The organism is Flaviaesturariibacter aridisoli (assembly GCF_004343705.1).
Classification (GTDB): domain Bacteria; phylum Bacteroidota; class Bacteroidia; order Chitinophagales; family Chitinophagaceae; genus Flavisolibacter; species Flavisolibacter aridisoli.
In genome coordinates this window covers 18,680-29,902 of sequence record NZ_SKFH01000042.1, presented here as the reverse complement: position 1 = coordinate 29,902, position 11,223 = coordinate 18,680, and the positions used below count along the sequence as shown (strand labels likewise).

Genomic DNA, 11,223 nt, shown 5'->3' with positions numbered 1-11,223 from the left:
GTAATGAGTAATGAGTAATGAGTAATGAGTAATGAGTAATGAGTAATGAGTAATGAGTAATGAGTAATGAGTAAAAAATTGCGACGAACAAGTTACCAATTAACCAATAGACTAATTAACTAATAAACGCCCTCTCATGCGCTACTACAGCCTCAACCGACAATCGCCTGCCGTTTCCTTTCGCGAGGCCGTGGTGCAGGGCCAGGCGCCCGATGGCGGCCTCTATTTCCCGGAGTCGATCCCGCGGTTGCCGGAGTCGTTTTGGCAGCGTATTGAAGACCTGGACGATGCTGAGATCGCCTGGCGCATCATGGCTCCGTATGTGGGTGCTGATTTTTCAGAGACCGTGCTGCGCCGCATCCTGGAGGAAACGCTTTCGTTCCCCCTGCCCGTGGTGCCCGTTACGGAGCGGATCTCGGTACTGGAGTTATTTCACGGGCCCACACTGGCTTTTAAAGATGTGGGAGCGCGCTTCATGAGCCGTTGCCTGTCGCATTTCGCACGTGGACTGGAGCGCCGCGTAGTGGTGCTGGTAGCCACATCGGGCGACACGGGCGGCGCGGTGGCGAACAGCTTCTTCGGTGTGCCGGGCACCGAGGTTGTGGTGTTGTATCCTTCGGGTAAGGTGAGCGCGGTGCAGGAACGGCAGATCGCAGCGCTGGGAGGAAACGTGCATGCACTTAAAGTGGCGGGCGATTTCGATGCCTGCCAGGCACTGGTGAAAAAAGCCTTTGCCGATGCGGAGCTGCGGAGCCGCGTGTACCTCACCTCCGCCAATTCCATCAACGTGGCCCGCTGGCTGCCCCAGCAGCTTTATTACGCCCTCGCCTGGAAGCAATGGCCGCAAAAGGAGGCGCCTCCCGTGGTATCGGTGCCCAGCGGCAACTTCGGCAATATCGGCGCCGGGCTGCTGTTGCAGCGTTCGGGTTTGCCGGTGCCGCAATTCGTGGCGGCCTGCAATGCCAATGATGCGGTGCCGCGTTTCCTGGAAACTGGCGTGCTGCCGCGGCGCGCGTCGGTGGCAACGCTTTCCAACGCGATGGACGTGGCAGATCCAAGCAACTTCGTGCGGCTCCTGGCGCTCTTTCAGAATGATCCGGCCCAGCTTCGCGAGGTGTTAGCGGCTACGCGCACCAGCGATGCAGAAACACGCGCCACCATCCGGCGCGTAGCGGCCGAAACGGGCTATGTGCTCGATCCGCATACGGCCGTGGCCTGGCAGGGTCTGGAGCAGGTACTTGCGCCCGGGCAACACGGACTGGTATTGAGCACGGCCCACCCGGTGAAGTTTCCGGAAGTGGTGGCCGAAGAAACCGGCGCTCCCGTGCCCTGCCCCGCCATCGTAGAGGACCTCATGAAAGCTTCACTGCAGCCCCGGCATCTGGAGGCCGCCTATGAGCCCCTGCGGGCCCTGCTGTCGGAACTGGCCTGAAACGGGTCGGTCATTTCCTTTGCATGCACGTTCTGACATTGGATATTACGAAACGCTGACCGCTGGTCATTGTTGAAGTCGATCCCGGCGACCGGTACCTCATGGCGCAGGCGCTGCATTGCCTGCACCGAAAATGCATTCCCTTTATTTTCCTGACGAGCGCGTACAGCCTATGCGTAGCCTGCACGAATACTTGGCGCGCTGCCGCAGTCTCAATTGCGACGGGGGCTCGCACGGTTATGAAAACAGCGGTAGCTGGGTGGGCAAAACGGGTTCGTAGTGAGCGGTGACGGCTGATGGGGAGCCTACTTCAAACACTGGACTCTCCTGGTGGCGCGATGCGACGAGTACCTGTGTGTTGCCGGCATGGGGAGCGAAGAGCGCTTCCACGAGGCGCGGATCATTATTGTTTTGCGAAAGATGGCCCAGCAGCAGGTGGGAGAGTTGCGGGCTGCGGTGTGCGCGGAATAACTCGAGCGCTTCACGGTTAGAGATATGGCCCTGGCCGCCGCGGATGCGCTGCTTCAGGTACCAGGGGTAGCCGCCCTTATCAAGCATTTCCTCATCGTAATTCGATTCCAGGATCGCTGCGTCGCATTGCCGGAAATGGGCCACCAGGTTGCTGCAGCAGCGTCCCAGGTCGGTAAAGACGCCCACCGTGGCCCCGGCCGCGCTTATGGTAAAACTGTAGGGGTCGGCCGCGTCGTGGATCTTCGAGAACGGACGTACCCGCAGCGACCCGATCAACACTTCCTCCTGCCCCGAAAAATCCCGGACGAGTTCTTCGTAGAGATACATGCCGCTGCCGCGCAGCGTAGATGGCGTGATGTAGAGCGGTATCCGGTATTTCTTTAAAAGTGTGGGCAGCCCACGGATGTGGTCGGAATGTTCGTGCGAAATAAAGATGGCGCGGATGCTGTCCATAGCCAGCCCGAGGCGGGCGCAGCGCCGCTCGATCTCCCGGCAGGAAATGCCGGCATCAACCAGCACTGCATCGTGCGTATTACCGACATAGTAACAGTTGCCGTTGGAGCCGGAATTGAGCGATGCAAAACGAAGGGCCATGGGCTGCAAAAGTACGGGCGCCGGCCCCTTCGCCGGGCCGCGCCCTGTGAAGATTTCGGTAAAGGGGGATCAGAGACGGTCCAGCGCCGAAACCACGCGGGCGCCTTCCCATCCAAACTCCCGGACGACGGCGTCGAGCAGCGTGTCCCGCACCACCAGCAGCAGGTTTTCCGGCGCCCAGGGCGGGTGCGCCGCGAGGTTGCGCAACAGCGGACCAAATCCTGCTCCTGCCAGCTCCAGCTTCCCGATCTCGTCGATCACTATCCAGCACTTGGCTGCGCTCAACGCGGCACATGTACAGGCCTTCCGGAAGGCGTCCGCGGAAAACAGGAAGCGGCCAACCGGCAGTGCTTCTTCTCCCTCCGTTGCAACAGCAGGCCATTGCCTGCCGGATGCAATATCGAAGAAGCAGCGCACGCCGTCCCGGTCGGGCATCAGGATGCCGCCCACTTCGCTGCGGCCGGCGCACCAGGTGGCAAGCTCCGTGGTCTTGCCACTCCTCACCGGGCGGGAAAAGAGCACGATGTTCATGCGGTGTCGGGTTGTAGTTCTACGGGGTCGAACGTGAGCGTCCAGTGCACCAGCAGGCGCACGAACCAGGCGATGCGGCTGCGCCCCGGGTGCCGGGCGCTGGCTTTCCAGGCGGCCACCGTAAGGCGTCGCAACGCGGGTAGCATACTGAGCAGTTCCTGCACTTCGCTGTTGTGCGCTTCGCGTCGGCGGAGCAGGTAGCGGTGCAACAGCCGGAGCGCAACCGGGGCGACGAGTCCATACCATAGGATCAGGGCGCAAGTCGTCCATACAAGCGCCTGGACAACGGCGAAGCCGCCTTGCTTTTGGGTGCCGGCGCTGATATAGAGTACGATGCCGATGGCGGCGAAAAGGGCGAGCAACAGCACGCTGCGGATTCGCCGCCTGCGCGGGTGGGGCAGCGCCGCGCCATCGGGTAGCGGCGGCACTGGCGGCAAGCCTTCAGCGCCGGAGCGGAAATCGCGCACGAGGCGGTGCGCCAGCGCGCCGCAGGCGATGCCTCCGAACAGGTAGATGCCCACGTACGCCGACACGAGCACCACCGATCCCAGCGGCAGCGCCACCGACAGTTCTTTGCCGATGAAAGCGAGCAATTCGTCGGTCGCCTTCCAGAACGACTTCCCGAAGAAGATCGTCAGCGTAAGCAGTTTCTGCAGGGCCGACTCCAGCAGGGCCAGCACCGCCACGAGGTAAATGGAAAGCTGCCGTACCCCCAACATTTTGTAAATGCCGTATCCCGCAAGGCCCTGGAAGGCCACAGCCAGGTAAGCCGTGGGCGGGGAATGTGGGCTGACGGCCGCTTTTACAATCAGCGCCAGCAACAGGCTGTGGAGCACCTGCTGGTAGCGACCGGCGCTGAGCCAGGCGATCAGGGTGATACACAGCACGGAGAACGATCCCACCACCAGCCCTGTAAACGGAAGGCGGAGCGCATGTAGCACTCCGCCCAGGCCCGATTCGCAGAAAGCCCAGAGGGCCGTTATGCGTTGCAACGCCAGCCGGCGGCGCGCAGGGGATAAGAGGTTGTCGTTCATTCCGCCAAAGGTAGCCCGCTCCGGCCGGTAGGCAGGTCGCGGTTTTTTTCGCGGATGATCTCGGCGGCAATGCTGACGGCGATCTCCGGCGCTGTTTTGCTGTAAATGGGCAGGCCCACGGGTACGAAGCAGTGCTGCCAGCTGTCGGGCGATACACCTTCGGCCTCGAGCTCGCGCATCAGCGTCAGGATCTTGGCGTCGGAGCCGAGCATCCCGAGGTAGTAAAAATGCTTGTGGAGCAGCCGGCGGAATACGATCTTGTCGTCGCGGTAGCCGAAGGTCATGATCACCACGAAATCGTTTTCGGAGGCTTCCAGCAGGCTGTCGATGTTCTCGTAGTCGCAAACGATCTTCTCATGGGCGAAAGGGTTGTCGAGAAAAGTGTTGAGCCCCGGGCGATTGTCGTACAGGCGTATGTAAAATCCGAGCAGCGACATCTGCTGGCTGAGGGCAAGCCCCACGTGTCCGGCGCCGATGATGTGGATCACCGGTCGCTGGTCGAGGGTCTCGGTGTAGTGCCAGTTCTCTTCATCGGTAAACGTAAGACCGGCTTCGCCCGTTGCTTCGGGATCGAGGCGGAGGCCGCCCGGGTCGAGGGCGATGCGGCTTTCGCGCTGCCGCGAAAAGGCCAGCAGCAGGCTGCTGATCAGTCCCTCCTGCGCCGGCTGCAGCGGCACGAAGGCCAGCAGCTGGCTTCCCGAGCAGATCATCCCCGACTGGTCGCGGACGTGGGTTTTGTCGTGGTGCTGCCGTTGTAGAAATAAGGATGCCTGGCCCGCGGCCAGCAGCGCGCGCGCCTTTTCCACCAGTTTGTGCTCCATCATCCCTCCGCCGATCGTTCCCTGGAAGGTGCCATCGGCCGCAACGGCCATCTTGAAGCCGCGGCGGCCTGGCGAAGAGCCTTCGCTTTCGAGCACCCACAGTAGAATTACGGGAACCGAAGCGCGCAGCTTGTCCCGTACAAAATGCCAGGTCGTCATTTGCGCGCGCGGTTTTCGAGGATTTTCTTGAACGAGCGACCGCGGATTTCGTCGAGCGTCAGGCCGGTGCGCAGCACTTCTTCTTCGGTGATGGCGCCCGAATTGAGGGCTTTCAGGAAGAAGTTGAGCAGCCCCTGGCCGGTGGCCGCGTCGTCGAATACGTCGCCGATAAGGGTGGCACGGGCGGCTTTCTCCACGAAGGTCTTGAGGCGCTCCACGGCGTCGTCATAGCTTTCCAGGAAGAAGGCGAACACGGCGGTGTAGCGCATCGGAAGCTGGGCGGGGTTGAGGTCCCAGCCCTGGTAAAAGCCGTTCCACAGCGAATGGCGGATGTGGTCGTAGCCTTTCTTCCAGGAGCGGTGCACCACGGCGCGGTTTTCTTCTTTCTGCGCTTCGGTGAGGTCGCCGCGATGGGGGCCGATCGGCATTGTGTTGGTGGCGCCGTCGGAGAGCCAGATGCCCGTGTGGGCGAGGGCCACCTTGGTCATGTGGTGGGCAAAGTCGCACACTGGGTGGTCCATCTCCTGGTAGCGGGCCGTGATGCCGGCCGAGGCCGTATAATCGTAGGTGCCGAAGTGCATGGCGATGCAGCGGCCTTTCGCGGCCTGCACGAAGCGCCAGAGCGGGTTGGTGCCATCAGCGGCCATGATCGACTGGGTCGTTTCCACCATCATCTCCATCTTGAGTGAGCCCGCGGCGAGGCCCAGCTCACTTTCGAGGATGTCGAAGAAGGCGGCGAGGGTAGCAGGCTGCTCGGGGATCGTCACCTTGGGCAGCATCACCACGAAGTTGTTGGGGAGCTTGCCGCCGCTGGCTTTCACGAGCGTGCTGACGAACAGGTCGAGGGTGCGCAGGCCCCGCTCTTTCATCTCCTCGGTAAAGGGCTTGATGCGGATACCGATGAAGGGCGGCAGCGTGCCGGCTTCGATGCCTTTGGCGGCTTCGAGGGCGGCCTGTACGGCCGTCGCGTCTTCTTCTTCGTTGGCGCGGTTGCCGTACCCGTCTTCGAAGTCGATGCGGAAGTCCTCTACGGCTTCGGTCTGCAGCTTGCGCAGCACTTTGTTATAAACATCGCCGGCCAGGCGCTCCGATTTCAGGCCGAATACTTTTCCGAAAGTGGCCGCGTCGGGGGCATAGGTCTGGAAAGTTTCCAGCGCACGTTCGCCCATGGCGCGGGCGAGATCCGACTTGAACAGGTTGGCGCCGCCGTAAACGGTGTGCACGGGCTGGCGCTCGCTGCGGTCGCCGGGGTAGGTTTTCTGAAAGGCCAGGTTGGCCGTGCGGAGCGCGCCGAACAGTTGCTCGCGCTGCGTGCCGGGGATGGAGGTGCTTTGTGTGGTTGTGGTATCCATGATCGATTGTATGTAAGGTTTAGCTGCCGCGGTAGGTCGAATACCCAAAGGGGTTGACCAGCAGCGGCACGTGGTAATGCGTCTCGTCGAAAACGGTGAACTGTATTTCTACGGCCGGGTAAAAGCCGGTAAGTTGCTGTTGGGCGAAGTAGGCGCCGGTTTGGAACGCCATGCGGTAGTTGCCGGCAGGCAGCACGCGGTTCGGCGGCAGCAGGTCGGCTATGCGCCCGTCGGCGTTGGTCACCCCCTGGGCTATGGTACGCCAGCCGCCGGCGGGCGCGGGCTCCTGCAGCCGGATCGTGATGTCGCGGCCCGGGCGCCCGATCGACGTATCGAGCACGTGGGTGGTGAGCTGGCTTACTTTCAGAAAGCTCCAGTCGGCCTCGTCGAGCAGCTTGCGCAGGCGGATGATGGTGATCTTGTGCTGCTCGCCGGCCGCTATGCGCAGCTCCTCCTCGGGCGTGTTGGGCAGGCGGTCCTGCAGCAGCCGCAGCATTTCACCCGCCGGCTTGCCGGTGGCGCAAACGATGAAGATGAAACCATGGCGGGCCTCGTAAGCCGTGTTGCCGGCAGCCAGCGCTTCGAGTGTTCCGCTGTCGGCATCGTTCACGCCGGACTGCTCCGCGCCGGCCAGGTGACCGGTAGCGGCGAACTTTTTCTTCAGGCTATCCACGTCGCCGATCTTCGGGTGATGGGTGAAAGCCTCGCGCCAGTCGCCTTCGGTACATACCTCGTACCAGGCGGCCGTCGCGCGTTGCACGAGTGCTGCTTCCGAAGCAAAGGGAAAGCCTTTCATCGTTTCCTCCACCCAGCGCGCAGAGCCGCAACAGGCGCGGAGCCGTTCCGAGGCTTCAGCGGGGGAGAGGGCATTCAGGTTTTTTAGGGTCATCAGGAGAGAGAAGTTTGTAGTTTGTAGTTTGTGGTTTGTAGTTGAGGGTTGATTACTGATTTTCTCAGGTATTAGCAAACCATCAGATTAATTCATGAGCAGATCAGGGTTTGGCGCCGTTTTCGATCCAGCAGCGAATGGTGTTTCGTTCTTCCTCGGTCATACCGGTCTTATTGCCCTGGGGCATGTTTTTCGTTACGACCACGCGCTGGTAGATCTTGTCTTTGAGTTTGATGATGTCCGCCGGTGTTTCATACACCACGCCGTTGGGCGGGGCGGTGAACACGTCGTCGGTGGGTTTGCTGGAATGGCACTGCTGGCAACGCTGCTGAACGATGGCCTGCACCTGGGCCATCGACACCTCGGTGGTGCAGGCACCGGGGTTCTTTGCCGGCGCCGTGAGGAAGGCCGCGCCCAGCAGGATCAGTGCCGATACCGGCAGCACCCAGACGTTCATCCGGCCTTTCTCCCGCAGGTTGAGCCAGTGCTTGACGCCGGCGGTGCCCACGGTAATGATGGCCAGCACGAGCCAGGGCTGGTTGCTGCTGAAGGTGCTCGGGAAGTGGTTCGAGATCATCACGAACAGCACGGGCAGGGTGAAGTAGTTGTTGTGCAGCGAGCGCAGACCGGCAAATTTCCCCTTGGCCGGGTCGAGGGGCAGGGCGTTTTTGGCCGCGTGCACCATTGCTTTTTGCGCGGGGATAATGATGAAGAATACGTTGCCGGCCATCAGCGTGCCCAGCATCGCGCCGAAGTGGATGTAGGCCGCGCGGCCGCTGAACACGTGGCAGTAGAAATACGCAAAGCCGGTGGCGATCAGCAGCCCGACCAATCCAAACAGCGGCCCGTTCTTAACGAGCTTCGTTTTGCAAAGGAAGTGGTACAGGATGTAAGCTACCACGAACGACCCGATGCTGATGGCAATCGCCGCGAGCGGCGTCAGGTCCAGCACGTTCTTGTCGATGAGGAAGGCCTTTGCGTTGAAGTAATAAACGACCGAAAGGAGGCTGAAGCCTGAAAGCCAGGTGAAGTAGGCTTCGTACTTGAACCAGTGCAGCTCGCGCGGGATCACTTTGGGCGCCACCTTGTATTTCTCCAGGTAATAGAAGCCGCCGCCGTGCACCGCCCAGAGGTTGCCCGCGAGTTCCTCGCGCAGGTCTTTGGTACGGTTGAGGGCGTTTTCGAGAAACACAAAGTAGAAGGAAGCGCCGATCCAGGCGATGCCGAAGGTGATGTGCGCCAGCCGAACGATGATGTTGAGCCACTCCATCAGGTGCCCTTCCCAGGGCGTGCTTTGCACAAGCCACCAGGTAAAGGCGAGAGCCGATATCGTTACCAGCACCATTGCCGTGTACACGAAGCCCTGGAAGAGCGCCAGCTGGTCGTGCTTGCGGTCGTCGAGCTCGGCGTGGGCGCCCCGCACGAGTGCCGGCAGTTTGTGCGTAAGCGTGACGAGCATGAAAAAGATGATGCCCAGCACCAGGTAGATTCCGAAATAGAGCATCAGCGGTTAGTTGGAGTTCCGAAAAGGCGGAGACGGCTGACGCCGCCGTCCGGGAAGATGTTGAGGCGCACATGCGTAAATACGCCGTGGGCCGTCAGTTCGTTGAATTCATGAACGCTGTCGGCGCCCAGCTTTTGCTCGGGCAGCAGTGTTTGCCAAACAGTACCCTCGTTCAGCGCTTCGTCATCTGTAGCGGCGCGACAGGCTTCGATCGAGCAGCGGTCGGGGTAATTGCCTTTGAAGTGCGCTGTGTCCACCACCACCCGCTGGATAATGCCGGGGTGGGCGAGGCGGAGCACCACCCAGTCGCGGTTGCCCGGGGTGCGGTTGCGCTTCGTTTCCCATCCGTCGCCCATGTTGATGCCGCGGCCGGGCATGATGAGGTTGCTCATAGCAGAAAAGAACATGTCGTTGCAGGCGATGGCCTGCCCGCCGTTGATGGCGGCGGCGAGGTCCGTTTCGCCGGTAACGCCGGTCCAGTCTTTCTGCACGGTGCCGTACACCTTGAGACGGGCAACGCCGCCATCAGGGTAGATGTGGAGGCGCAGGTGGCTCCAGGCTTCCGTAGAACTACAGGCGTAGAAATTCTGGCTGCCGGGGTCGAGCGGGTTCTTACCGAGGAGCTCGGTCCAGGAAACGCTGTCCCAGTCGGTAATGGCCGTCGGGTCGTCGATGCGGGCCGCCTCGATGGAGGCATGGGGCGGGTGGTTGCCGAGAAAGAAGTTGGTATCGATGTCAAAGCCTTCAATCACACCGGGGGCGGCGAGCTGCAGCACGCACCAGTCGTGGCCGGGCGTGCGCTTGCGGCGCGACTCCCAGCCGTCCATCCACTTACCGCGGTCGGTGTATTTGTCGGTGATAAAGATGCCGCGGCCGGGCGCGATGAGGTTTTCCTTTTCGGCAAAGAAGTCGTCGGTTGCATAGAGCACTTTGCCGCCGAGCCGCGCTGCGGCCAGGTCGGTAAGCCGGGCAAAGGCCGGCGCTTCCTTAATGATCTCGGTCACTTTCGTAAAAGCCATGTTCCTGTTGGTTTTGCGGGTGCTGCGGGCGCGAGCTGCGCTTCGCCGGCTACCCAGGTCTGTTGCACGCGTCCGAAGAGCGCGTGGTCAATATAGGGACTTATTTTATGCTTGTGTTGAACGGCAGCCGCGCCGATCCGAACGGGCGCTTCGGGGAGCCAGGCCACAAGGTCGGCGTCGTAGCCCGGAAGCAGGAAGCCCTTATGGTGTTCCAGCCTGAGGAAGCGGGCAGGCGCCTCGGTGATCAGGGGAATGAACTGCTCCAGCGACAGTGTGTCGCGGAGGGCCGTCCAGGAAGCCGGCAGCAGGAACTGCAGGCCCGCGATGCCACCCCAGGCGCGCAGCAGGTTGCCGCTTTCGAGCTCCTTCGTACCCGGCGGCGCCGGCGAATGGTCGGTCGTAATAAAGTCGAGCACCCCCTCGCAAAGTGCCTCTTTGAGGAGCTCGTTGTTTTCCCGTTCGCGGATCGGTGGCGCGCACTTGTACTGCGTCTGGCCATCCGGTATGTCTTCGGCGTTGAACAGCAGGTATTGCGGGCAGGTTTCGGCCGTCAGGGGCAGGCCTTCCTTCTTGGCCGCTTTGATAAGCGGCAGCGCCTCGGCCGACGACACGTGCACGATATGGACATGGCAGCGATACTTGCGGCACAGGTCGATCATTTGCTGCACGGCCCGGTTTTCCCATTCCTTCGGCCGGCTGGCGAGGTAGGCCCGGTAGGAGCGTGGGTCCGCCTCCAGCGCTTCGGTGGTGCCCGGTTCATCCAGCTCGCAGTGCACGAGCAGGGGGAGCTTGAGTTTTGCCAGCATGGGCATCGCCGCCTCGAGGTCTTCGATCGTGGCATTGGGAAAGTCTTCGATGCCCGAATGCGTGAGGAAGGCCTTGATGCCGAGCACGCCGCCCTGCGCGAGGGCGTCCATCTGGTTGGCGTTGCCGGGCACGAGCCCGCCGTAAAAGCCCACGTGCACATGCAGTTTGCCTTCGGAAGCGGCCAGCTTTTGCTGGAGCGAAGCGTTGTCGATCGTTACGGGGGTGGAATTAAGCGGCATATCCACCAGAGAGGTGCTGCCCCCGGCCGCGGCGGCGCGGGTGGCCGTATCGAAACCTTCCCACTCCGTGCGGCCGGGCTCGTTGATGTGCACGTGCGCGTCGATGCAGCCCGGCATCAGCACGGCATCGCCCAGGTCGGTAGCGCCCGCCGGAGCTTTCTCTTCCTCCACGATCTTCAGGATCTTGCCGTTCCGTATATATACGGTGCCGGGTTGAATATCGCCTTCAAAGAAGCAGCGGCGGGAGAATAAACGTGTTTCGGTCATTGTTTGGTTTTTTTTAGAGACGCACATGGTGCGTCTGTACAATGTGTTCCCGGGCCGCATCCGTAGAGACGCACCATGTGCGTCTCCCGCACCATATGCGTCTC

10 protein-coding genes are annotated in these 11,223 nt (G+C 61.6%); 1 reads left to right on the top strand and 9 read right to left on the bottom strand.

All coding sequences use genetic code 11. The annotated features are described in order from the left end of the window. The first annotated feature begins 136 nt into the window (after positions 1-136). Entirely contained in the window at positions 137-1,432 is a 1,296-nt protein-coding gene (gene thrC, locus E0486_RS16630) for a threonine synthase (protein WP_131853856.1), read from the top strand. A gap of 237 nt (positions 1,433-1,669) precedes the next feature. Here the strand turns inward: thrC and E0486_RS16625 are convergent, their stop codons facing one another. The 9 genes from E0486_RS16625 to allB form a co-directional block, all read right to left on the bottom strand. Further along, positions 1,670-2,497 carry an MBL fold metallo-hydrolase gene (locus E0486_RS16625; RefSeq protein WP_131853854.1) on the bottom strand — a complete coding sequence of 276 codons (828 nt, stop codon included), beginning with the start codon at positions 2,495-2,497 and terminating at the stop codon, positions 1,670-1,672. A gap of 69 nt (positions 2,498-2,566) precedes the next feature. Continuing rightward, a complete protein-coding gene (locus E0486_RS19010; RefSeq protein ID WP_165917383.1) occupies positions 2,567-3,028 on the bottom strand; it encodes a hypothetical protein in 462 nt (153 codons plus the stop codon). After that, entirely contained in the window at positions 3,025-4,062 is a 1,038-nt protein-coding gene (locus E0486_RS19005; protein ID WP_165917382.1) for a hypothetical protein, read from the bottom strand. Before E0486_RS19005 ends, E0486_RS19010 begins: the two co-directional genes overlap by 4 nt. After that, the gene (locus E0486_RS16615; RefSeq protein WP_131853850.1) at positions 4,059-5,042 is read right to left on the bottom strand and encodes an XdhC family protein; all 984 of its coding nucleotides are present in this window, start codon (positions 5,040-5,042) and stop codon (positions 4,059-4,061) included. Before E0486_RS16615 ends, E0486_RS19005 begins: the two co-directional genes overlap by 4 nt. Beyond that, on the bottom strand, positions 5,039-6,394 hold the full coding sequence (locus E0486_RS16610; RefSeq protein ID WP_131853848.1) for a DUF6986 family protein: 1,356 nt from the start codon (positions 6,392-6,394) through the stop codon (positions 5,039-5,041). Before E0486_RS16610 ends, E0486_RS16615 begins: the two co-directional genes overlap by 4 nt. A 19-nt stretch (positions 6,395-6,413) precedes the next feature. Next, entirely contained in the window at positions 6,414-7,283 is an 870-nt protein-coding gene (gene uraD, locus E0486_RS19255) for a 2-oxo-4-hydroxy-4-carboxy-5-ureidoimidazoline decarboxylase (RefSeq protein WP_243697467.1), read from the bottom strand. A gap of 103 nt (positions 7,284-7,386) precedes the next feature. Continuing rightward, positions 7,387-8,787, bottom strand: coding sequence for a urate hydroxylase PuuD (locus tag E0486_RS16600; RefSeq protein WP_207906281.1), 1,401 nt, complete (start codon positions 8,785-8,787; stop codon positions 7,387-7,389). Continuing rightward, a complete protein-coding gene (gene alc, locus E0486_RS16595) occupies positions 8,787-9,806 on the bottom strand; it encodes an allantoicase (protein ID WP_131853846.1) in 1,020 nt (339 codons plus the stop codon). The genes E0486_RS16600 and alc overlap by 1 nt, the downstream gene beginning before the upstream one ends. Then, positions 9,788-11,119, bottom strand: a complete 1,332-nt coding sequence (allB, locus tag E0486_RS16590; RefSeq protein WP_131853844.1) for an allantoinase AllB — start codon at positions 11,117-11,119, stop codon at positions 9,788-9,790. The genes alc and allB overlap by 19 nt, the downstream gene beginning before the upstream one ends. Between the last annotated feature and the right edge of the window lie 104 nt (positions 11,120-11,223).

What these genes read in the sequence shown, in the direction of transcription:
- E0486_RS16610 (WP_131853848.1), bottom strand. Translation starts at nt 6,394, where the DNA reads ATGGATACCACAACCACACAAAGCACCTCCATCCCCGGCACGCAGCGC.
- E0486_RS19010 (WP_165917383.1), bottom strand. Translation starts at nt 3,028, where the DNA reads ATGAACATCGTGCTCTTTTCCCGCCCGGTGAGGAGTGGCAAGACCACG.
- thrC (WP_131853856.1), top strand. Translation starts at nt 137, where the DNA reads ATGCGCTACTACAGCCTCAACCGACAATCGCCTGCCGTTTCCTTTCGC.
- allB (WP_131853844.1), bottom strand. Translation starts at nt 11,119, where the DNA reads ATGACCGAAACACGTTTATTCTCCCGCCGCTGCTTCTTTGAAGGCGAT.
- uraD (WP_243697467.1), bottom strand. Translation starts at nt 7,283, where the DNA reads ATGACCCTAAAAAACCTGAATGCCCTCTCCCCCGCTGAAGCCTCGGAA.
- E0486_RS16600 (WP_207906281.1), bottom strand. Translation starts at nt 8,787, where the DNA reads ATGCTCTATTTCGGAATCTACCTGGTGCTGGGCATCATCTTTTTCATG.
- E0486_RS16625 (WP_131853854.1), bottom strand. Translation starts at nt 2,497, where the DNA reads ATGGCCCTTCGTTTTGCATCGCTCAATTCCGGCTCCAACGGCAACTGT.
- E0486_RS16615 (WP_131853850.1), bottom strand. Translation starts at nt 5,042, where the DNA reads ATGACGACCTGGCATTTTGTACGGGACAAGCTGCGCGCTTCGGTTCCC.
- alc (WP_131853846.1), bottom strand. Translation starts at nt 9,806, where the DNA reads ATGGCTTTTACGAAAGTGACCGAGATCATTAAGGAAGCGCCGGCCTTT.
- E0486_RS19005 (WP_165917382.1), bottom strand. Translation starts at nt 4,062, where the DNA reads ATGAACGACAACCTCTTATCCCCTGCGCGCCGCCGGCTGGCGTTGCAA.